This is a genomic window from Marinobacter fonticola, assembly GCF_008122265.1.
Taxonomy (GTDB): Bacteria; Pseudomonadota; Gammaproteobacteria; order Pseudomonadales; family Oleiphilaceae; genus Marinobacter_A; species Marinobacter_A fonticola.
Genome location: NZ_CP043042.1, coordinates 2,363,087 through 2,385,563 on the forward strand (window position 1 = coordinate 2,363,087; position 22,477 = coordinate 2,385,563).

The following is a 22,477-nucleotide window of genomic DNA, read 5'->3' on the forward strand; positions in this document are numbered from 1 at the left end:
AAAAAAACTAATCCTTCCCGCCCAGATAGGCGTAAAGCCTGTGCCGTCATTGATACCTTTTACCCAAGGACACGTCGAAGATGCACTATCAGGGTCCAACCGGATTCCACCACCAACAACCGGATCGAACCGGTGTCCTCATCACTAATTTGGGGACGCCAGACGCCCCGACAACCAAAGCGCTACGCCGCTATCTTCGAGAGTTTCTCTCCGATCCCCGGGTTGTCGAGTTTCCCCGCCTACTCTGGTGGCTGATCCTCAATGGCATCATCCTTCGTATCCGTCCCTCTCGCTCGGCCGCAGCTTACCGCAAGGTCTGGAAACCAGAAGGTTCTCCGCTGTTGCTACATACCGCCGATCAATGCGAGAAACTTCGCGAACGTCTTCACGCCCGTTACGGCGATAAGATCGTGGTGGCATTTGCCATGCGCTATGGCTCGCCCTCGATTGCGTCGGGGCTGGAACAGCTTCAGCAGTCCGGCGTACGCAAGCTGGTGGTATTGCCCCTTTATCCCCAGTACTCGGGATCGACGTCGGCATCGACGTTTGACGCCATCGCGGCAGATTTCACCAAGCGCCGCTGGCTACCGGACTTTCGATTTATAAGCCACTATCCGGATTACCCGCCCTACATCGAAGCGATGGCCCGGCATATCGAGTCGTTCCGACAGGCCCACGGTGCCGGCGAGAAGCTGATCCTCTCCTACCACGGCATACCGAAGAAGTACCTGCTACGGGGCGATCCCTATCATTGCGAATGCTTTAAGACGTCGCGGTTGCTGGCCGAACGACTGGGCCTGAACGACGAACAGTACATGACCACCTTCCAGTCACGCTTCGGCCGTGAAGAATGGCTCCAGCCCTACACCGATGAAACCCTCAAATCACTACCGTCGACGGGTATTAAATCGATTGACGTCTTCTGTCCGGGTTTCTCGTCAGATTGCCTGGAAACCATCGAGGAGATCGACGAAGAGAACCGGGACTATTTTATGGCGGCCGGCGGAGAACGATTCCAGTACATCCCTGCGTTGAATGCCGAGAAGCCGCATATCGATGCCCTGGAACAACTGATTGAAGAAAACCTCAAGGGATGGTCCATCGGCGCCACATCGAGCGAAGAACTCGTAGAGCGGGACCGGCGCGCTAAAACGTTAGGCGCCGAGCGATAGGCTCGGCCCAATTGACCGCTATTTAAGCCGATAGTCCATGAGTATTCATCGATGCACCAACCGTCCATAAACGTTGCAGCGCATTAAAATTTATTGTCAAAGACTGGTAAAACCCCGCGTATAACCTCTAAGTTATACATTACGCATTGTTGGATCCTCAATATGAGGCTTTGCCCTGACAATTCGCGGCTTTAGGGGCCCGGTCGCAAGACCTGTCCGTCGTCCATTTCGTGACTGTCTGGCTAACCAGGAGAACGCCAATGAACAACGCTGAATTGCAAGCCCTCAAAGAAAAGTATGTTGCTGCCGGGGCAGCGAGCCCCAACAACCAATTCGCAGACCGGGCCGAAAACGCCGAAGTCTGGGATGCGGACGGTAAGCGCATGGTCGATTTTGCCGGGGGTATCGGCGTATTGAATGTCGGCCATCGCCATCCCAAGGTGGTTGCTGCGGTGAAGGCCCAACTCGACAAACTCATGCATACCTGTCAGACGGTCATGCCCTACGCGCCTTACGTACAGCTCGCTGAAAAACTGTGCAAGATTACGCCCGTCACCGGCGACAGCGCCAAGGCGTGCATGTTCAACGCCGGCGCCGAAGCTCTGGAAAACGCCGTTAAAATTGCCCGTTGCGCTACGGGCCGCCATGGCGTGATCTGCTTCGACGGCGGCTACCACGGCCGCACGCTGATGACCCTCGCCATGACCGGCAAGGTCGCCGGCTATAAATTCGACTTCGGCCCCATGCCGGGCGGCGTCTTCCGCGCCCAGTACCCCATTCCCTACCATGGCGTCAGCGAGGAGGACAGCCTCAAAAGCCTGAACATGCTGTTCAAGACCGACATCCCGCCCAAAGATGTGGCCGCAATTGTGATCGAGGCTGTCCAGGGTGAAGGCGGTTTCTACATTGCGCCGCCGAGCTTCATGCAGGCGCTGCGAAAACTCTGTGACGAGCACGGCATTGCCCTAATCGTGGATGAAGTGCAATCCGGCTTCGGGCGTACCGGCAAGATGTTCGCCGTCGAGCACAGCGACGTGAAACCCGACATTATCACCATGGCCAAGAGTATGGCCGGTGGCATGCCGATCTCGGCGGTGGTGGGTAATGCGAAGATGATGGATGCCTCGGGTCCCACCAGCCTGGGTGGCACCTACAGTGGCAACCCGCTTTCCTGTGCTTCCGCCCTGGCCGTGATGGATATCTTCGAGGAAGAAAACATCCTGGAAAAAAGCGTCGCCCTGGGCAAAAAACTCGAGCAGCGCTTTACCCAATGGCAGGAAACCTTCGAGCACGTAGACTTCGTGCGCAACCTCGGCCCCATGGCCGCGTTTGAATTGGTCAAGGACAAGCAGTCCCGCCAACCGGATGCGGAAATGGCCGGCGCGCTGGTCAAGAAATGCAAGGAGAAAGGCCTGATCCTGTTGAGCTGTGGCCTCTGGGGTAATTCCATTCGTGTGCTCATGCCCATCACGATCCAGGACGAGGTACTCGAAGAGGGCCTCAGCATTATCGAGGAGAGCCTGAAAGAGCTTGAGTAAGCCTGCTCCAGCCCTAGGCCCGGAGCCTTAGCGCTCCGGGTTTTCCCTTCGCTTCCCGCTGCTTTACCTTATCGCTCATGGCGCTTTCGATTTGAGCGTCAGACCGGTTCAGATGACTAACCGCCTTCTTTTCATCGAGAGCCCGTCCATAGGTGGTTCTGAAGACCTGCGCTCTCCGCTAAATCTGGAAACGGGCGATCAGGGCTTGAAGCGATTCTGACTGCTCTCGCAGTTGGACGCTCACGGCCGTGGTCTTGCCCACGTGTTGCTCGAGTCCTTGAGAGCTTTCTCCCAGCGCATCCGCGCGCCGGCCGACACGGCCAATCTCGTCACGCTGGACGACAATCGCTTCGTCGACCTCGCTGGTAAAGTGTTTGAGATCGTCGAATGTTCCCTTGAGCGCCACCAGGTGCGTCTTGAGCGTTGCCAGGGTTTCCCGGTTGCTGGCCCCAGCATCGCGGGTTTCTTTCAGCAGGCCGTGAGCGCTATCGACCTGCGCTACCAGTTCGCCGACCCACTGACGGATCTGGGTGGTGGACTCGCCGGTGCGGCGAGACAGGTTTCTAACCTCCTCGGCCACGACCGCGAAGCCGCGCCCCTGCTCCCCGGCCCTTGCCGCTTCAATGGCGGCATTGAGAGCCAGTAGGTTGGTCTGCTCGGCGATACCGGCGATAACGCTGATGACCTGTTCGATCTTCTCGCTGGAGCCCCGCAAGGCCTCAATCGAAGAGGCCACCCGGCCAATAACCTCCACCGCATGTTCCGCGGCGTATTCGCTTTCCCGTAGCTGGTTCTGAACCTCGTCGTTGCCTGATACCGCATCGGTTACTTTTTGCCGGGAATCCTCGGCGGCCTGCTCTATTTGCCCTGCGCTTCCGGTAATCGCCGACATTGAAGACACCACATCGCGAACTTGCGAGTGGGTATTCGCAGTCGAGCGGTGGACCGCTTCGGCCTGTTCGTCCAGAGAGGCCGACCGCTCTTGCAGCGCTATGGCGGCCCCGGTTACATCGCCGACGAACATCGTGAACTTGTCAATCAGACCGTTAATGGCCAGTGCCACCGAAGTGACCTCGTCGTGGCCGGACAGCGGCAGCGGTGTCGACAGGTCCGATGCCGACTCCATCTTGCGCAAACGGCTGGCGATCATCTGCAAGCGCGTAGTGACTGTCTTGCGTAGCCACCAGGTGAGCAAAACCACCCCCACGAGCACGACAACCGCCCCGATAACCAGGAGCCGCTGTTGCCGATCGAGAAATAAGAGAAGCGTCTCGGTACCTTGGTCCGTTTGCCGGCGACCGGCAGCGCGCTGCTCGTCAATGAGTGCAAGCATGGGATCGATGGCCGGATAGAGCTTGAAGTCGACCACCTTGCCAACCGAGTAATAGCTTTGTTCTTCAATGCCCTCGCGCATCTGCGCCAGTAGCTCCAGCACAGAAGCATGCTCTTCTTCGTGAGCCCGGGCCCAGGCCATCATTCGCGGGTTGTCGAGCACGCGCTGCCATTGATCGCGGATGGCTTCGGCTGTCTCCTCGAAGCCTTCGTTAATTTCGTCCCAAAGCAGCAACTGGGCTTTAATCTTGTAGGCCAGATCCTTGAGCTGGCGATGACTTCGGTCAAGGTCGGTCAGCAACCAGACATCGGCCATCTCTTCGCGTATAAGGCGATCCGTCGCCTTTTCCGCCTCGTGCACCACGGACATGGACAGCCAGGCTAGTCCCGCAAGGGCAATCAGACAGAACCCGGAGAAAACGACCAGGCGCAGACGGACGGTTAACCGCATAACATGAACTACCTCTCATCACGTTCACCGTGAGCGTATGCGGCTTATGTGTCACTTTTATTTCAACCCAGCGGCAACGTCTTGACTTGGCGTGTAATAATCAACTTTTGACTTGATTTAACAGAATACCCCTCCTCGAAGCGAAGGGGCTTTACCGCCCGACGGCGGCTGTTATCCTGAAACACACAGATCAGCGATTGGAGAAACGATTGAAGCTCAACTGCGATTTGGGTGAAAGCTATGGCGCTTGGACCATGGGACAGGACGAGCAGGTCATGCCCCTGATCGATATGGCCAACGTGGCTTGCGGGTTTCATGCATCGGACCCCACTATCATGCACCGTACGGTACGTTTGGCCGCTCAGCACGGCGTAGCGATCGGCGCCCATCCAGCCTATCAGGACCTCCAGGGGTTCGGTCGCCGTTCCATTCCGCATACGGCTGACGAGATTCGTGCGTTGCTCTGGTACCAGATCGGCGCGCTGGCCGGCATCTGTAAAGCAGAAGGCCAGCACGTTGGCTACGTCAAACCCCACGGTGCGCTGAATAATGACATGATGCGTAGCGACTACATTCTGGACGCGGTCATGACGGCGGTTGCGAGCTACGACGCTGAGTTGCCGCTAATGATTCCAGCCACGTGCCGATTCGCCGACCACAAGGCGCTGGCTGAACGCCTTGGATTACCGCTGCTACTGGAAGGTTTTGCGGACCGAGCCTACGACAACGAAGGCCAACTGGTCTCGCGCAGCAAAGCGGGTGCGGTGCATCACGACCGGCAGGTCATCGTCGATCAGGCGCAAAGCTTCGCTGACAAAGGCGGCCTCAAGAGCATGGATGGCCAGTGGCTCGATCTACCGGTGGACAGCCTCTGCGTTCACGGCGACAACCCGGAGTCGCTCGCTGCAGTCAAAGCCATTCGCTCGGCGCTTGGTCCCCGCCCGTGATTGTCGAAGCCGTCGGTGAAAACGGGCTGCTGATCCGCTTTGGCGAGGAAATGGACGAGGCGTTAACGCCATACATTCTGCACGTACGGAATGCGATTGCGGCGCAGCTTGGACATTGGGTGACAGACCTGATTCCAGCGTACACCACGCTATTGTGCCTTTACGATGTTAGGAAGGTGGACTTCCGCCGCATGCGCAATGCGGTTCAGGCGGTCGTTAACGAAGCGGCCGACCCAGCCTCGGACATCGATGGGACCGGACGACTCGTCGAGCTACCGGTGTATTACGCTGCCGAAGTCGGCGCCGACCTCCAAGCAGTCGCCCAGCGGGCGGAACTATCCATCGAGGAAACGATAGAACGGCATAGTCAGCGCACCTATCGCGTCTTCGCTATGGGGTTTAGCCCTGGGTTTGCCTTCATGGGTTCAGTCGATCCCCATATCGCCACTCCCCGCAAAGATACGCCACGCGACAGGGTGCCCGCCGGCAGCGTCGGCATCGCCAATCGGCAAACCGCCGTTTATCCGTCCGTGTCGCCCGGCGGTTGGAATCTCATCGGGCGTTGCCCCTATCGATTGTTCTCTATGGACACCCTCTCGCTGCTGCAGACGGGTGACCGGGTTCGGTTTAGGCCCATTGACCGCGACGCGTTTCTCGACGCCGGTGGAGAGCTATGACGACGCTCCGGGTGACCAAACCGGGCTTGCGCGCCACCCTTCAAGACGAGGGCCGCCAGCATAGTCAACACCTGGGTTTGGCGCCAGGCGGCGTGGCCGATCTGCATGCCTGGCACTGGGCGAACAAGCTGCTTGATAACCCGCCCCATGGTGCTTGCGTTGAGGTGCTGCTGGGTCAATTCGAGGCGATAGCGGAAGGCTCGCTGAGTATCGCTGTCACGGGCGCCTCCACCCAAGCCTGCATCAATGGTGAGGCGGTGGGCAACTGGCAAACCCACCATTTGAGCAAGGGCGACCGGCTGACGCTAACCGAAACCAAATCCGGCCTGATCAATTACATCGCCGTCTCTGGCGGCTGGCAAGGCGACACGTTCTGTAATAGCCGATCAATGACCCCCAGGGAGGGCCTTGCGGGCTTCACCGTGATCGGGGAAGACACAACGCTGACTGCAGCACGGGAGGCTGGCCATCCAAAACGCTTTGTTCCCGCGCACTTCATCCCGGACTACACCTCACCGTTAGTGCTCCGCGTTGTCCCCAGTTACCAATATCATTGTTTCGACAACGCCGCCAAAGCAGCGTTTACGCAGCAACTCTACGCCGTTAGTGACCGCATCGATCGCATGGGATACCGGCTCTCCGGTCCTGCCCTGGACGTACCGAATATCCAACTACTTTCCGAAGGTATCGCCCTGGGCGCCGTGCAAGTTCCCGCCGACGGTCAACCCATTGTGTTGTTGAACGACAGACAGACCATCGGCGGCTACCCCAAGATCGGTACCGTGGCCGCTCTGGATTGCAGCAAGTTGTCTCAGCGCGGTCCAGGCACTGACGTACGGTTTGCTTTTGCAGACCTGGCAGACATTCAAGGCGAGCGAATGATATTTGAGGCGTTCTTCGCGCAGACCGGCTGGACGGACGACGGGAAACTGATCTGGCGTTGAATAAACAAACAACATCACCCGCCACAGAAGTACGGTAAAACTGAATCCTTACGGCTCACTCTGTTGCCCGCCAGAACGGAATATTCATTGTGACGATCTCTAAAGCACCCTGTAACCGGCTGTTCAAAAACTGCACTCCACGTTGTTTTTGCACGAAAATAACGAATGACAGTTGCCAAACCCTGGCAAAACCATTAGAGTTTGCGCCCTCAGATTGGCAACCCCATCTGGACCTGTTTATTGGAGAGGTGGCCGAGTGGCTGAAGGCGCACGCCTGGAAAGTGTGTATACGTTAATAGCGTATCGAGGGTTCGAATCCCTCCCTCTCCGCCAATAAAGAAACCCGGCTCCAAGCCGGGTTTTTTATTGGCCGATTGGGCGGGTGAAAGAACCCTCGCGGGTTCGACCGGAGCAGGCGCAGCCTGCGGAGGAACGTCGGAGCGAATGCGACGACGGCCCCGAAGGGGTGAGGCGCGAAGCGCCGAATAATCCCTCCCTCTCGACCAATAAAAACCCGGCTTCAAGCCGGGTTTTTATTGGTCGATTGATCCATCCTGAAAGACGGTCATACAACGAATAGAAAGCCTGTCTGTTCTTCTATTTCTTCTTCGCCCGGTAAATAATTCCCGGCTGACACTGCACCATCTCGTAGAGATCCGGTAGGCCGTTCAAGGATTCCGAGGCTCCTAGAATCAGATAGCCCCCGGGATTCAGCGTAGAGTGAATACGCGTCAAAATGTCCTTCTTCAATTCCGCTGAAAAATAGATCAGCACGTTGCGGCAAAACACCAGGTCGAATTTTCCAAATACGTAGCGTTCCAGCAAGTTGAGTTCCTTGAACTCGACCATGCTCTTAATCGACGGCTTTATCTGCCAGCCGCCGGTAGAACTCGCGGTGAAGAAATTCTTCTGGCGTTCCGGCGATAGGCCGCGGCCGATGGCGAGCATCTCGTACTCCCCTTTTCGCGCCACGTCGAGCACGCTACGGGAAATGTCAGTGGCGACAATACGCACATCGCCACGGAGTTTGCCCGGTTTTGTACGCCGGAACTCATCGACCGCCATGCCTATCGAATACGGTTCCTGGCCGGTCGAACAGGCCGCCGACCATATACGTAGCGATTGTGCCCCTTTGGTTTCGGAAAGCTCCGGCAACAGGCGATCAGTGAGGATACGAAACGGGTGAGTATCGCGAAACCACAGCGTCTCATTGGTGGTCATTGCATCGATAACCACCTCACGCAAGGGATTGCGTCCGGGGCGCTGCAAGTGTTTAACCAAATCGCCGAGGGTCTCGTGACCGTTTTCTTCGAGAATTTTGCGCAACCGGCTCTTGACCAGATACTGCTTATTTTCGCCCAGCAAAATGCCACACGCATCCTGCAGGAACGTCTTGAATGCTTCGTATTCCTGGGGAGTTATCTCAGATTTCATGTGCTCTCAGCAGTTGCGGTGACAGCCTGACCTGCCACCGTTGGTTTGGATCAGAGCTTGTCCATCACTTCCATCACGCGCTCGGCGAGTTCATCAGGACTGAACTTGGCCATGAAGTCGTCGGCACCGACCTTTTGCACCATAGCGCGATTGAAGACCCCACTAAGCGAGGTATGGAGCATAATATAGAGCGATTTGATCTGTGGCTGTTCTTTGCAGCGCGTGACCAGTGTGTAGCCGTCCATTTCCGGCATCTCGACATCGGAGATCATCAGCGATAGGTGATCTGAGATGTCCGAGCCGTCGGCTGTCAATTCCTTGACATAATCCAGCGCCTGCTTACCATCGTTTTTGGTGACCACCTGCAATCCGATAGCCGTCAAGCACCGCTCAACTTGCCGTCGCGCTACCGTCGAATCGTCTACCACGAGCACCGGGCGACTGGCTGTGCGGTCGGTTTGCGCACTGCGAGTAACCAATTCTTCACCCACATCCTCCTTGAGGGGAGACACCTCGGACAGGATCTTCTCAACATCGATAATTTCGATCAACTGGTCTTCGATTCGGGCCACCGCCGTCAGGTAAATTTCCCGGCCGGCCCCTTTGGGTGGCGGCGACACACTTTCCCAATTGAGGTTTACGATGCGGTCGACGCCGCTCACCAGGAAGCCCTGCGTACGGCGGTTATATTCGGAGATAATAATGAAACTGTTGGGCAATTCAGCAGCCGGAATTTCCGGCAGTTTAATCGCTAACCCGAGATCGATAATGGGGATGGTTTCACCGCGGATATGAGCTACGCCGCGGACCACCGATCGACTTTGAGGAATCGAAGAGAGCTTGGGGCATTGGAGAACTTCTTTCACCTTGAATACGTTGATGCCGTAGACTTGGCGCCCCCTGAGCCGGAATAGCAGAAGCTCCAGGCGATTCTGCCCGACCAGTTGGGTACGTTGGTTTACACTGTCCAATACGCCTGCCATAACGCTCTACCTGTTGTTTTTCGCTTTCGTGCGATCCGCTCTTCCGAATCTGTGCCGGTGAAAGAAACCAGGCACGGTTCTTGCGATATCTTTTTCCCACAGGCCTCGATGATCCGTCGAAGACAAAAAATCGTCAATGGGCCGTAGGGGGAGTTGACCTTATTTACCCCCACCGTTCAACTGTAAGCATAGGACATACTGCCGGTTATGCGCATCATCATTTTATTGCTCCTGGCTGGGCTGGCCCTGAATTCCTCACTGCAAGCCGCCGAAAAAACGACGTCCGAGGATTTAAGGCACGCCGCGAAAGCGTTCCTTACCGACTTTGCCGAACAAAAAAAGAATGAAGGTTATGCCGTCAAGCACAGCCTGGGCACTATCGATTCGCGCCTCAACCTCGCGCCCTGCCCGGCCGGTCCCGCCGTCAAGTTCTCCAGCAACCCGTTGGAGACCACACAGCCCACGCTAGAACTGTCCTGTTCTGGCAAGCGCCCATGGCGATTGTTTCTGTCCACATCCGTAGAAATCCGTGGCGAGGGCTTGGTCGCTGCCCAGCCTCTCAGCCGGGGGGACCGAGTCACAGCGGATATGATCGATAGCCACCCCATCGTTATCAACTCAGTCCGCCGCGGCGCTGTCACCGACCGGAAGAACCTGATCGGTATGGAACTGCGCCGCTCGGTGAATGCCGGAACCATATTTACGCCCGACATCGTGATAAAGCCGGATGCCGTCGCTCGCGGAGATCATGTTATTATCGTAGCCCGTAGCGGACCCATTGCCGTCGAGTCGCGCGGCAAAGCGCTCGCCAACGGTCGTATTGGCGAACAGGTACTGGTTCAGAACCTGCGTTCGGAACGCACCCTGAGGGCCATGGTCACCGCACCGGGACGGGTGGAAGTGCCGATGTAATCACCGGGTTCGGATTTGCGGATCAGACTTGCCGCAAGGCGGCAGAATCTGGCCGTAAAATTCTTGCAAAAGACGCTAAAGGTTTGCCCGCTCCGGCCGATACACAATGAAACCGGATTGCGTAAAGCAACTCATCAGCATGTGCAGGTATCGTTATGACAGTTGACTTCAATGGAATTGGCCCCGGCCAGGTCAACACCAAAACCAGCTCCACCAATACCGACAAGGCGGCTCCAAAGAGCCCGGCCACGCCTACCGAGCAAGCCCGTACCCAAGGCTCGCGCCCGGATAATGTCAGCCTGAGCAGTCAGGCGCGAGACCTCAAGAAGCTTGAGGAACGCCTGGACAGTTACCCGGAAGTCGATGACGCGCGCATCGAGCAGATCAAGTCGGCCCTGGCAGACGGCAGCTACAAGATCGATGCAGAAAAACTGGCCCAAAAAATGCTTGATATGGATAAAAGCATTTTTGGGTGAGTAAACCATGGCTGCTATTGACGAGTTAAGATCATTACTGCAACAAGACATCCAGCAACTCGAGCAATTGGGCGGGTTGCTGGCTGCTGAAAAGAACCATCTCAAGTCTTCGGATGTGGACGGTCTTCAGGCACTGACGCAGGAAAAGAACAGAATTCTCGGCGACATTCGAGAACGCGCCAAGCGTAAGATCCGCGCGCTAGTGAACATGGGTTTTAAGCCCCAGCAAGGCCAACCCTCAACGTTCATCCGTAGCGCCGGGCTAACGGAGCTGACCCAGCTCTGGACCGATGCCGAGAATCGCCTTAAGGCGTGCCAGCGCATGAACCAGGTCAATGGCCGAATTATCGGCAATTTGCAACTTCGCCTGGGTCGCCTCACCGAAATCTTCCGCGGCTGCTCCGAACAAGCCAAGTTGTATGGCGCCAAAGGCCAGTCGGCGGCCGTCAGCCACAAGAACGTTCTGGCAAGCGCCTGATCAGGCTGTATTTCGAAGGGCTGGCACTATTTCGAAAGAAAGACGGTTCGAAAGAGAGACGGGCTTCAAAGAAAAACAGGTACTGTTTCGAAAAGAAGGGGCGTTGAACACTCGTCCGTAAAGCCGGGGCCGAATCACTATTCAGCTCCGGTTTTTAATTGTTTATTGCGCGGCTCGCAGCTCAGTGCGCGTAGATCGTCATGCTCGACGCCGGAGCGAAGCGGATATCGTGTAGGCTCACATTGCCCATGGATGGCCCGCTGGAGCCGGAAACGCGAATGTCGTTCATCTCGATTAACTCAATCCGCTCCGGCAACGCCAATCGCAGGCCGCCATCCGCCAGCACCTCAAAGCGCGGCGTATCGGCCCGGTAATGTACGCCTGAGATCGTTAGATCGGAGTCGAGAAAGTTCAGCATCGGTACGAACGTGTTGGCGATCAGCTTTAATCCTTCAACGGCATCCGCCCGCCCCTCTTTCCCGGCCTCGACATCGGCGGGCATCTGCCCCACACGCGCGATTCGCGCGAGCAGAGAATTCGAGCCCTGCCCGGCTACACCACTCATTTCATTCTCGGACAGGGGTGAAAAGCCCGATGTTCCCGAATACGTCTGCGCTGGCTGATTCGCTGCCGCCGCCGAGCCCGGCGCTGACGCGGCTAACGTCACTATGGGCTGAAGCGGCAACGTGACCATGGCGACAAGCGCCGCGGCATTGCGGTAGCGTTTCTGGTGTTTCAGGACGCGACCCAACTCGCGCTCGGTGATCCAGCCGGACGCGATCAGCACCTCGCCCAGTAAAGCCCCTGACGCGCGTTGCTGTTGCAGCGCATTATCCAGCTCATGATCGGAGATGTAGCCCCGGTTGACGAGGAGACGCCCAAGACGCGATTTTTCCTGATGACCTTGAGTAACTTTCACTCCATTCCCCCGTGGTTAAGGCTACTAACGCATCCTTCAATCAGAAGCATGGATCGAAGAGTCGAGCCTGTACAGAAACCGTTCGATTTGTTGTGTGACGTTGGGTGATCAACCCCAACACATTGCTGGCGTTCTCAACGAATTCCAGTTTCTCTTTCCTAGCTCCTAGCTCCTAGCTCCTAGCTCCTAGCTCTAAGAGGCCTCTGATCAGCGTCCCGCCAAGTAGCATTCTTCGATAATTGCGCGCCTTGCATGAACTTGGGGGCCGAGAGAATCTGCTAAACTCACCCCTACGTTGATCAAAGCATGAGGATGCCCACGTGACGAGCTTGGTGTTAAAAAACAAGGTTAAATCTTCCGGTTATGTGAACCTATGCCGCACACTGCTGATCGCTGCTTTAGCTTTCAGCCATACCGCCTGCGCTGAAACCCCCACCACGAAAGCTCAATCAGGCGACTTTACAACCGTGAAGATACAAACCACCGAAGGCGTGATGACCGTGCGGCTGCGGCCGGACGTGGCGCCCAAGACGGTCGAAAACTTCCTGCAGTATGTACGTAACGATTTCTACGAAGGCACCGTTTTTCATCGGGTGATACCGGGTTTCATGATCCAGGGCGGCGGCTACACCGAGGATCTCGCCGGCAAGCCTACCGGTGCGCCGGTTGAGAACGAGGCCAAACGCACCTTCGGCAATGTGCGCGGGTCAGTTGCCATGGCTCGCATGAACGACCCCGATTCGGCCACCGCTCAGTTCTTTGTCAACCTTGTGGACAACCAGTTTCTCGACGAGGGCGTTCGCGGTCCTGGATACACGGTATTCGGTACGGTGGTCGAGGGTATGGGCGTAGCCGATGCCATTGCGTCGGTACCCACGACAAATAAACGCGGAATGGCCGATGTACCGGTCGATACGGTGACGATTCAGTCGATTGAGGTGGTTGAAGCCGGAGAAGCCGGCCAGCCCTGATGAGCACGAGCAACGCCGGACCCGATAACCTCGGGCCGGCCATCCAAACCGCCGATATCGAATGGCGGGATGGACACCCCGTCTCCAGAACATTTGGCGATGTCTACTTCAGTCGGGAAAACGGCCTGAAAGAAACCCGCTATGTGTTTCTGGGGCACAACCGTATTGAAGAACGCTTCGCCGCGCTCAAGCCCGGCGCCGCCTTTGTGGTGGCAGAAACCGGTTTCGGTACCGGGCTAAACTTCCTTGCCACCTGGCGAGCTTGGCAAGCGTATGCACCGTCCGACGCGACGCTGCATTTTGTCTCTGTCGAGCGCTATCCTCTTAGCCTGGAAGATCTCGAACGCGCGCTGTCGTTGTGGCCGGAGCTAAAGCCAATGGCGGAAGCCCTGCACCAACGCTATCCTGCGCTCGTCAAAGGTAGCCATCGCGTTGTATTCGCAGAGGGACGCATACGGCTAACCCTTTATTTTGGCGACGCCAGCGAGGCCTGGTCTAACCTTCGGTTCACCGCAGATGCGTGGTACCTCGACGGTTTTTCGCCTGCGCTAAATCCCGGTCTGTGGTTTGAACGGCTGATTGGCCAAATCGCCGAACACAGCCGGCCTGGCACGACGGTAGCCACTTTCACGTCGGTCGGCGCGGTGCGCCGGGCATTGCAAGCGGTCGGCTTCGCGATGAAGGAAGCCCCCGGCTTCGAACGCAAGCGAGACATACTGGCGGGCGAAATAACCCATAACCCTAGCCTCGCCTCGTCAAGCGACAGACACCGGCTTCCCGCGACAGCAAACAGAGATCTACCTTCGGTAACGATCGTCGGCGCCGGTATCGCAGGCGCTTTGACGGCCCGCAACCTCGCCGAACGTGGGCGGCACGTTATCGTTTATAGCGCTGGCGCCATGCCGGCGGACGGCGCCTCCGGTAATCCGCAGGCGGCCCTGTACGTTAAGCTCGGTGTCGACTACGGACCTGAAACCCAACTTGCCTTACGCGCCCTGCTCCATGCACAGCGTACCTACAGTCGATACGATCCCGAACACACCCGATTCTGGCACCCGACCGGGCTCATCCAACTGGCTACGGATCCGAAGGAAGCGGATCGCCAACGGCGTTTTTTGGAGCGTCACCGCTATCCGGCCGATATCCTGCGCGACGTTTCCCCGGATGAAGCAAAAGCGCTGAGCGGAAGCCCGGTCGAGATGGGCGGGCTTTGGTTTCCCGATAGCGGCTGGCTTGAGCCTCCACAACTTTGCCGTTGGCTACTGGACCACCCCAATATCGAATGCAAGTACGGCCACACCGTAACCGGTGTCTATGCCCAGAGCGAGCGATGGCGCCTGTCCTTTTCCCATGGCGACCCACACCTTTCAAGCCAAGTCGTCCTCACGGGCGGCCACCGGGTCGCCAGTCTTCTACCCGAAGGGCACCTTTACCGCTTTAAATCCATTCGCGGCCAAGTCACCGAGCTCCCCACAAATTGCATTCAAAATCCCAGAACGGTGCTGTGCGGCCAGAGCTACCTTAACCCCGCCCACGGCGACTACGCGGTGACCGGTGCCACATTCGACCTGAAAACCCAAGATTCCGCCGTGCTCCTTGCCTCGCATCAGCAGAATCTCGACAGCCTCTCCCGCTGGCTACCTAACGTCTGGTCCAAGCGCACCCCGCCGGCTGCTGCAGATTTGTCCGGCAGAGTCAGTTTCCGCTGTACCACCCATGATTATCAGCCGGTGATTGGCGCTGTCGAGGGCAAAGGGGAACCTGATGGCCTCTATGTATTCACCGGGCTGGGAAGCAAAGGGTTCGCCCTGGCGCCGTTGCTGGCCGAGTGGCTAACGGACCGCCTCTGCGGCGAGCCGGAATGTCTTGAACAAGCGCTCGTCTCACGCCTGGCGCTGGCCCGATGCAGGATTCCGTTAGACGGCGCCTAATAGGGTATAGACGGGCGAGTAGCGTCATGACGAGCTAGATCTTCCTCCGCCGGTAAATCGCACACGGTTACGATAAAAAGATTCACTTTTTCCAGATAATGGCCGATAAGGTCATTATTGGAGTCTATTTCTCCTAAACCTGTACTGAGGACGACAGATGCCAATATTTGTCAGTGAGCCTGGACGCCCCCAGCAAACCCGCTTGCCGGAGGCACTCCGCGGACGCCAGATCGGTGTGGTCGATGAAATGAACCAAGGTCAGGCCGCACACGAAAGCCGCAACGACGCTGACGACCCATCAGGCGAGTACCAAAATCAGGCGGCTGCACGGCGCGCCATTGACGAGTATGGCGAGCAGGCGCAGGTCGATCCGAACGATGTCGCCGCTTATCTACCGCTTTCACGCATGGCGTCACCGGCGGTCTACACGCTTCCTACGCTGGCGACATTCGACGAAGCCCTCAAGGAAATGGCCCGGCATACGATTCATCATATGGTGATTACCGCAGACGATAGCGTTGCCGGTTTGGTGGACCAACGCTGGTTGCTGGCCTGGCTGCATCAACACGGGGACGATGCGCGGCTGGTACGCTTTTCGACCGTGGAATTACCCTCGTTTTTGACCGCGACGCCGGAAACCGATGCCCACCAGCTGGCCCGGCTGATGCTGGCCCACCAGTTAAGTGCCGCGCTGGTGATCGGCACTCAAGGCCAGCCCAACGGCATTGTCACTAAAACCGATTTTTTGCGACTGTATGCCGAGAGCAGCGCCCAGGAAGGCGACGTCTAGACATGATGTTTAGGGCCCCGGATTCAGCCAGCGGCCATCTCCGTTAAACAGAAGGATCTCGTAGACCCGTCCGCCAGCTTCACGTGAGACCAGCGCGGTTATTTCCGCATCCTCGAAACTATCGAGTGCCTCTATCCTCGCCGATGCTCCCAACGACGGATATTGGGTGCGCCAGACTTCCTCCAGCTTGCCGAACGTGTGCTCAATGATTTCGTCGGGATTATCCTGATCTTTTTCCTCGACAATTTCGGTGTCGCGCTCGACCCGCGCCAGGAATAAACCACCGGCGGCGCTCTTGTCTTGGAATTCGCCCGTCGTCTGCCCTCCTAACACGGTGTCGCCGTCAAAGCGTGCCAGGCCGGTCAACGATTCCGTCCCGGCGTCACCCTTGTCATTGAGCGAAATCGCCGCATCGAACTCGCCGTTCAAGTTATAGGTCAGCAAATACCCGAGCTTTGAATTAGACTGGGGCCGGGCTTCAAGCCTCGCAATGTATTCCTCTTCGTCGATGACGCGATTGTAGCCAAACAGGCCGTCACCCATCATCCAGACAAACGAATCGGCCACCAGCGCTCCATTCAAAGTGTCGCTTTTCTCGGTGCCTAATTGACGAACCGCCGGGGGCACTTCGATAGACCCCGAGTACTCCGTAAGGTACAGATCCTGCCCGCCCAAGGCCGTGTCCTCAGCAATTTGGCCGAGAGTCGTGCCAATGCCATAAGCCACAGAGTTGCTGACTCCTAACCCATAAACGGCCTCCTCCGCAGATGAGCCGTTCTGGGCCGTCCAGGCTATTTCGGCCCGCTCGACGCCGCTGCTGGTCGTGGTGTCGATGCGCTGGATATAGGGGTCGGTCCCGCCACCGCGAGATTCGCCAGGCCAGGTGCCGGTTGTCGTTCCGGTCAGGAAGACGCTGCCATTGCTGTTCAGCGCCAGCTCGACGGGGATATCGTTACCTGAGGTACCGAACTGCCCACGCCAGACCTCCGTGTATTCGGCATCGTTGGCATCTCGTCTAAAGTAGTAGATCGCCGTGTCCACCCCGCCTGCGTGGTTACCGCCCGCGATAGCGCCATCGGTCCGGATAGCCACCGCAAACTCGCGGCGAGTGCGGGTTTCATTGGCCACAGTGTTGGTACGCTCTTGATAAGCGATGATCGGTTGCGGGGCGACAGCGCCCTGTGTTGGGAAGGTGAAACCCTGTTCAGGTTCGCTATCGCCAAACCGGTTGAAAATCTCGATGCGCAGATGATGGACGTCCGCGCTGTTTAACGAGCTGGCTACGAAAATACGGCCGCCGTCACCCACGGCGATATCCCCAGGCACCAGCCCTGCAGCGGCATCGCCAACCATCAAGGGGGCTGTCATTTCATTAATCCAGAGCTTGAGGTTATTGCCCTCGCCAGTGTATCGAGGCCGGCCATCGTGGTAGCTTTTATCGACCGTGATCGTCAGGTATTCATCACTATCGGCACCCACGTTCTCTTCCGGGTTTTCTTCCGCTGGGGGCGGATCCGCATCGTCGATGGCCTTAACCTGGAAGTTCACGGTGTTTGTCCCAGCCGGGAAAGTAAGGTCATTGCCTGGCACGAAGTTACCGGGAGCGTTCTCGTCGGCAACCAGGAACTCATAGTCTTCAGGTTCCGCGCCCCCGCTACTCTCCTCGTCATTGGTCAATCGCGCGTAGTAAACCTCTTGGGCGGGTGCGTCGCCTCGGTCGAGCACTGCTTTGAAGGTCTGTGTTTCACCCTCGTTGAGGGTCGATACCGTTTGATCGCGCAGTGAACGGAAGCTGACGGTGGGCGCGTTGTCGGCAATCGACAGGCTCCGCGCAACCTCACCCGTGGTCTCTGCCAGTGAGACGAGCCCCTGTCGCACCTCGGTCAACGCCAGTTCAAGAAACTCCGTCGGCTCGGCAAACCGGTCGTCTACGACTTCCAGGCGGATGAAGCACTCGGTAATGCCCCGCTCCAGAGTAATCACGCCGGACGTTTCACTGATGACCTGAATATAGTCCGGTTGGGGTAAGCGCTGGGAGCCGCCGCTGCCATTTTGGTTGCCAGCCAGTACCACATCGTTAACCAGCTGTGCCCTTTCCCGGTTTAGAGACGAAAATTCGCAGGCTTTGCTGGGCGGCGTCGCGCTATCGTCGCAATCGGCGGGGTCGTACTCAGACCTGAGCTCGAACGCGATTTGGGAGGTTTGCACGGAAGGCTGGTCGAGCAGTACTTTGACCAGCACCGGGTAGGTTTCCAGAGTTACCGTATTATCGGCACTCTTGAGATAGCCATCGTCAGCGTAGCTATTGTAGGTAATGGCGTGGCGTCCGGTGCCCTCCATATTGGGCATGGCGCAGATTTCACCTTCGCCGGCGCCTTCGACATCCGCACTTCGGCTACCTTCGACGAATCGCTCGGCACTCAGGCTCAGCTTGTTGGTTTTCACCTGTATATCGAACGGCTGTACGCCTAAGCGACGGCCATCCGTCGTCGTAAGGTTGATGTTGTCGTAGTCCCCAAGATCATCCTGACCACGCTCGCCACCCGTTACGCCCGGCACCCCGCGCATGATGATGCCCTGACGTGCCTTGTTGGATGTATCTTCCAGGCCCAGCCATGAAGGCGCATTGGTTAAAGAGTAGTCGAGGATGCCATCGCCCCCGTAGGCCCCGAAATTGTAATAGTACTCAACGCCGAGGTAGGCAGTACTCGATGGTGTGCCGATCACCGTTGGTGCGTCCGGAGACTTCTCGCTCTTACAGCCCGCCATAGCGAGCACGGCTAGGAGAACCCAACCCGGACGGAGACTTTTGGGACGACGAAAGACGGAAACCCGCAGGTAAGACAGTACGCAAGCAGATCGCAGGATCGATTCGGCACGCATTCAGAAATCCATTTACCGGAATTGTTGTTGTAATACACCGGCCCGGAGCGCTCAGTTAAGCTAAGCAGAGCACCGTTACAGGCCGTTACATACCAACGCCATGGTAAAGAATTTCGGCAAGGAGCTATCTGCACGAGTTCTCAGAATGAGCCTGTGCCGGGAACTTACGAAGACCCAACCCGGCCTCCGCTGCATAGCTGCAACGGCGCTGACTCAGGATGTCGAGTGGGCTGACTCATCGTGCTAGCGTTGATCAGACGCCTTGAGCTTCCAGAAACCGGAGGAATTCGACCTCATCCATAACCGGCACGCCCAGAGATTCCGCCTTCGTCAGTTTCGACCCAGCGGCCTCGCCGGCAACCACGTAACTGGTCTTGCCGGATACGCTGCCGGACACTTTTGCCCCCATCGCTTCCAGCTTTGCCTTAGCGTCGTCCCGGGTCATTTCGGTCAAGGTGCCCGTGAGCACAAAGGTCTTGCCACTGAGTGGCGACGAACGGGCGCTCGGCGCTTCCTGCTTCCAGCGAACCCCCGCATTTTTGAGGGCTTGAATAATTTCCTGATTGTGCGACTGCTCAAAAAACAGCCGGACATGTCCCGCTACAACCGGACCCACATCCGGAACGACCTGCAAGGCGTCCTCATCTGCCTCCATGAGCGGCTGTAGATCGCCGAAATGTGCTGCAAGCCCTTTGGCGGTCGCCTCGCCCACTTCACGGATACCCAGCGCATAGATAAAGCGCCAGAGTTCGGGCTCACGGGAGCCAGCTATGGCATCCACCAGGTTACTGGCGGACTTTTCGCCCATGCGATCCAGCGTTTTGAGATCGTCGATGGTGAGCGTGTAGAGATCGGCAACGGTCTTTATCATTCCACGATCGAACAGAATGTCGATCCACTTCTCGCCAAGACCTTCGATATCCAATGCCCGGCGTGAACCGTAATGCTTGATGGCCTCCCTCTGCTGGGCGCCGCAATAAAGTCCACCGCTACAGCGGGCGACGACCTCGCCTTCAAGCTGTACCACCTCCGAATCGCAAACCGGGCAGCGCTCCGGTCGCTTAACGTCTTGGGCACCCTTAGGCCGTTTATCCGCCACAACCTTAACGACTTGGGGAATCACGTCACCCGCGCGCCGGATAATCACGGTATCGCCTACGTGGAGATCGAGCCGTTCAATCTCGTCCATGTTATGCAGCGAGGCGTTGCTGACCGTCACGCCGCCGACGAAGACCGGTTTGAGACGCGCGACCGGCGTGACGGCGCCGGTGCGACCGACCTGAAACTCCACCGCCTCGACGACGGTCATTTCCTCTTGAGCCGGGAATTTCTGAGCAATCGCCCAGCGTGGCGCCCGGGAAACGAAGCCCAAATCCCGCTGCAGTTCCAGGGCGTTCACCTTGAACACGATCCCATCGATTTCGTATGGCAGCTCGTTGCGTAGCTCCAACAGATCGCTGTAGGCCTCGAGGCACTCGTCAACACCGGTTGTCTTGCGCATCTCCGGGTTAATGCGAAAGCCCCACCCTTTGAGCTTCTGAATACAATCCCAGTGCCTGTTAGGCAGATCGTTTTCGTTATCGACCGCCACACTGTAAGTGCAAAGCTCCAATGGCCGGCGGGCGGTGACGCGGGCATCCTTTTGGCGCAAGCTGCCTGCAGCGGCATTCCGGGGATTCACAAAGGTCTTTTCACCGCGGTCGGCCAAGGCCCGGTTCAGTTTTTCGAACCCGGCTTTGGGCATATAGACTTCGCCCCGGACCTCCAGCATGGCCGGATAGTCCTTACCGCGCAGCCTGAGCGGCACCGAGTAAATCGTCCTGATATTGGCGGTAATGTCTTCGCCGGTGTAGCCATCACCCCGCGTGGCGGCACGCACCAGCCGACCGTCTTCGTAGTGCAAGCTGACCGCAAGACCGTCGAGCTTGGGTTCTGCGACATACTCGACGGGCTCCGCCCGCTTCAGCCGGTCCCGAACGCGCCGGTCGAATTCGGTCAGCTCTTCGGCACTGAAGGCATTGTCCAGGGAAAGCATCGGCACCCGGTGGGTCACTTCCTCGAACGTATTCGAGGGCATAGCGCCCACACGTTGAGTTGGCGAATCCGGCGTGACCAATTCCGGATGTTTAGATTCGAGATCCCGCAGCTCACGCATTAGCCGGTCGTATTCGGCATCGGGAACAGCCGGTTCATCCAGAACGTAGTACCGGTAATTATGTTCGTCGATATCGGTACGTAACTGCTCAATGCGCTGAGTCGCTGAATCTACCATGATCTTTGCCTGTCAAAACTGGAACGAAAAATGCCCGGTAAAAACCGGGCATTATTGCATAAGGCAATGCCGCAGATAACGGCGAATTATCCCACGCGCTGGGACCGGCGTTTGCGTTCAAACTCGCGAATACGTTGCCTGCAGTGCTCAATCGTTTGCGGCGTCATTACGCTACGGCGTTCGTCCTTCAGCTCGCCGCCAAGGTTGTGCGTTACGCACTGCGCTGTTTCCAGCATGAATTCGAAGGCCTTCAGGGAATCAGACGGACCCGGCAGGCTCATAAAGAAACTGATGCCTGGCGTTTTCATATCCACCATGTCCTTGGCTCGGAACGTGCCCGGTTCCACCGCATTGGCTACGCTGAACTGGACCGGGCTGCGCGTATCGCTCGCCTCGTGGCGGTGGTAGATGTCCATGTCGCCAAATTCCAGACCGCAGGCCTCGAAAAGCTTCTTCAAGGCGGCGCCGTCGAACGCCTTCTCCTTACGGGCTAACACATTGATGACGATGACTTCTCGGGCGTCCGGCCGGTTGGCGCCCGCTTTTGGGCGATCATTGTCGACCGGTTGCGGCGCTGATTCGCCATTGCGTGTCGCCGTATCTTTTTCGACGGTGCTATTGCGGATAGGTTCGGGCTCTTCGGCGACCGGTTCCTCGGATTCAAATTCAGCTTCATCGGAAAGGACGGGCGGAACATGATCGTCGTGGCGAGGCTCACTCGACTCACGCTCTAAAATCGGCTCCTCGTCGTCGAAGGCCCGATCATCGACGCGGCGCTCGTCGCCGCTCCAGTCGTCGTGAACCTCCCCGTCTCCGTAGTTATCGTCTAAGGCGCTCAGATGTTCGACAGGTTCATCGAACATCTCGTCGTTCGTCGTATCCGTTTCCGATGACGGCCAACGGTCTTGATCCTCGCGTTCTTGCCGTTCCTTCGCTTCGGCGGACACGACCGGACGAGTGGGTTTCTGGGGGGGTAAGCCAAACCGGGACTTGGCAGCGGAGCGCACATAGCCCCGCTCCTGCAGAGTGTCCGCTGTCACCGGACGCGAGCCGCCATTGGGCAGTTCAGGATTGAAGCCCTCGTCAATGGGAGATGCTTCGATATCGTCAGCCCCCATACCGGAGGAGATGGCCTGGGCCTCTTTCCGGGACCGATGCATCCGGCGCACACCGTCTATTACGATGCCCAGAATGATCAGGGCTCCAATGGCAATTAACCATTCACGCAGCGACATAGAAAAGCTGTCCTGTTAATTCTTTAATCCATGAGTCCGTTTTTGCACAGGGATAACAGGCTCATTTATAACGCCTTCGAGGGCCCCGCGAGCGCCTGACGACGCCGATTGGGATACTCTAAGCAATGACTG

At 57.5% G+C, this 22,477-nt stretch carries 18 protein-coding genes, 1 tRNA gene and 1 other RNA gene; 13 read left to right on the top strand and 7 right to left on the bottom strand.

Features of this window, described 5'->3' with window-relative positions:
* Positions 1-80: 80 nt before the first annotated feature.
* Both hemH and gabT read left to right on the top strand, forming a co-directional pair.
* Positions 81-1,172 (top strand): ferrochelatase, encoded by a 1,092-nt coding sequence (gene hemH / locus FXO11_RS10495; protein WP_148862925.1) that lies wholly within the window; start codon positions 81-83, stop codon positions 1,170-1,172.
* 260 nt (positions 1,173-1,432) lie between these two features.
* Complete coding sequence (gene gabT, locus FXO11_RS10500; RefSeq protein WP_148862926.1) at positions 1,433-2,710, top strand: 4-aminobutyrate--2-oxoglutarate transaminase; 1,278 nt, start codon at positions 1,433-1,435, stop codon at positions 2,708-2,710.
* Between the two features lie 178 nt (positions 2,711-2,888).
* On the opposite strand, the gene FXO11_RS10505 is transcribed toward gabT, so the two are convergent.
* Positions 2,889-4,493, bottom strand: a complete 1,605-nt coding sequence (locus FXO11_RS10505) for a methyl-accepting chemotaxis protein (protein WP_148862927.1) — start codon at positions 4,491-4,493, stop codon at positions 2,889-2,891.
* 209 nt (positions 4,494-4,702) lie between these two features.
* On the opposite strand from FXO11_RS10505, the gene FXO11_RS10510 reads away from it, so the two are divergent.
* The 5 genes from FXO11_RS10510 (at position 4,703) to FXO11_RS10530 (ending at position 7,567) form a co-directional block, all read left to right on the top strand.
* Positions 4,703-5,440 (top strand): 5-oxoprolinase subunit PxpA, encoded by a 738-nt coding sequence (locus FXO11_RS10510; protein WP_148862928.1) that lies wholly within the window; start codon positions 4,703-4,705, stop codon positions 5,438-5,440.
* Positions 5,437-6,117 carry a 5-oxoprolinase subunit PxpB gene (pxpB, locus tag FXO11_RS10515; protein ID WP_227545850.1) on the top strand — a complete coding sequence of 227 codons (681 nt, stop codon included), beginning with the start codon at positions 5,437-5,439 and terminating at the stop codon, positions 6,115-6,117. Before FXO11_RS10510 ends, pxpB begins: the two co-directional genes overlap by 4 nt.
* A complete protein-coding gene (locus tag FXO11_RS10520; protein WP_148862929.1) occupies positions 6,114-7,061 on the top strand; it encodes a 5-oxoprolinase subunit C family protein in 948 nt (315 codons plus the stop codon). Before pxpB ends, FXO11_RS10520 begins: the two co-directional genes overlap by 4 nt.
* 242 nt (positions 7,062-7,303) lie before the next feature.
* A tRNA-Ser gene (locus tag FXO11_RS10525) sits at positions 7,304-7,394 on the top strand.
* Positions 7,395-7,423: 29 nt separating this feature from the next.
* A non-coding RNA gene (locus FXO11_RS10530) (RtT sRNA) lies at positions 7,424-7,567 on the top strand.
* A 91-nt stretch (positions 7,568-7,658) separates the two neighbouring features.
* On the opposite strand, the gene FXO11_RS10535 is transcribed toward FXO11_RS10530, so the two are convergent.
* Both FXO11_RS10535 and FXO11_RS10540 read right to left on the bottom strand, forming a co-directional pair.
* Positions 7,659-8,495 carry a CheR family methyltransferase gene (locus FXO11_RS10535; protein ID WP_148862930.1) on the bottom strand — a complete coding sequence of 279 codons (837 nt, stop codon included), beginning with the start codon at positions 8,493-8,495 and terminating at the stop codon, positions 7,659-7,661.
* 50 nt (positions 8,496-8,545) lie between these two features.
* A complete protein-coding gene (locus FXO11_RS10540; protein ID WP_148862931.1) occupies positions 8,546-9,478 on the bottom strand; it encodes a chemotaxis protein CheV in 933 nt (310 codons plus the stop codon).
* Between the two features lie 207 nt (positions 9,479-9,685).
* Here FXO11_RS10540 and flgA point away from each other — a divergent pair, with 207 nt between their 5' ends.
* From flgA to FXO11_RS10555, 3 genes are all read left to right on the top strand, one after another.
* Positions 9,686-10,390 carry a flagellar basal body P-ring formation chaperone FlgA gene (flgA, locus tag FXO11_RS10545; protein ID WP_148862932.1) on the top strand — a complete coding sequence of 235 codons (705 nt, stop codon included), beginning with the start codon at positions 9,686-9,688 and terminating at the stop codon, positions 10,388-10,390.
* 155 nt (positions 10,391-10,545) lie between these two features.
* The gene (flgM, locus tag FXO11_RS10550) at positions 10,546-10,866 is read left to right on the top strand and encodes a flagellar biosynthesis anti-sigma factor FlgM (RefSeq protein WP_148862933.1); all 321 of its coding nucleotides are present in this window, start codon (positions 10,546-10,548) and stop codon (positions 10,864-10,866) included.
* 7 nt (positions 10,867-10,873) lie between these two features.
* On the top strand, positions 10,874-11,344 hold the full coding sequence (locus tag FXO11_RS10555; protein WP_148862934.1) for a flagella synthesis protein FlgN: 471 nt from the start codon (positions 10,874-10,876) through the stop codon (positions 11,342-11,344).
* Positions 11,345-11,525: 181 nt separating this feature from the next.
* On the opposite strand, the gene FXO11_RS10560 is transcribed toward FXO11_RS10555, so the two are convergent.
* Complete coding sequence (locus FXO11_RS10560; RefSeq protein ID WP_148862935.1) at positions 11,526-12,263, bottom strand: pilus assembly protein PilB; 738 nt, start codon at positions 12,261-12,263, stop codon at positions 11,526-11,528.
* Between the two features lie 467 nt (positions 12,264-12,730).
* Between FXO11_RS10560 and FXO11_RS10565 the strand changes: the two genes are divergently transcribed.
* The 3 genes from FXO11_RS10565 to FXO11_RS10575 all read left to right on the top strand — a co-directional run bounded on the left by FXO11_RS10565 (position 12,731) and on the right by FXO11_RS10575 (position 15,955).
* Positions 12,731-13,234 (top strand): peptidylprolyl isomerase, encoded by a 504-nt coding sequence (locus FXO11_RS10565; protein ID WP_227545851.1) that lies wholly within the window; start codon positions 12,731-12,733, stop codon positions 13,232-13,234.
* Positions 13,234-15,165, top strand: a complete 1,932-nt coding sequence (mnmC, locus tag FXO11_RS10570) for a bifunctional tRNA (5-methylaminomethyl-2-thiouridine)(34)-methyltransferase MnmD/FAD-dependent 5-carboxymethylaminomethyl-2-thiouridine(34) oxidoreductase MnmC (RefSeq protein WP_148862936.1) — start codon at positions 13,234-13,236, stop codon at positions 15,163-15,165. Before FXO11_RS10565 ends, mnmC begins: the two co-directional genes overlap by 1 nt.
* Positions 15,166-15,322: 157 nt before the next feature.
* Complete coding sequence (locus FXO11_RS10575) at positions 15,323-15,955, top strand: CBS domain-containing protein (protein ID WP_148862937.1); 633 nt, start codon at positions 15,323-15,325, stop codon at positions 15,953-15,955.
* 9 nt (positions 15,956-15,964) lie between these two features.
* Here the strand turns inward: FXO11_RS10575 and FXO11_RS10580 are convergent, their stop codons facing one another.
* The 3 genes from FXO11_RS10580 to zipA form a co-directional block, all read right to left on the bottom strand.
* A complete protein-coding gene (locus FXO11_RS10580) occupies positions 15,965-18,838 on the bottom strand; it encodes a hypothetical protein (protein ID WP_148862938.1) in 2,874 nt (957 codons plus the stop codon).
* A 253-nt stretch (positions 18,839-19,091) separates the two neighbouring features.
* Positions 19,092-21,110 carry an NAD-dependent DNA ligase LigA gene (ligA, locus tag FXO11_RS10585; RefSeq protein WP_148862939.1) on the bottom strand — a complete coding sequence of 673 codons (2,019 nt, stop codon included), beginning with the start codon at positions 21,108-21,110 and terminating at the stop codon, positions 19,092-19,094.
* Between the two features lie 86 nt (positions 21,111-21,196).
* Positions 21,197-22,345: a cell division protein ZipA gene (gene zipA, locus FXO11_RS10590; RefSeq protein ID WP_148862940.1), complete on the bottom strand. Its 1,149-nt coding sequence runs from the start codon at positions 22,343-22,345 to the stop codon at positions 21,197-21,199.
* Positions 22,346-22,477: the final 132 nt, after the last annotated feature.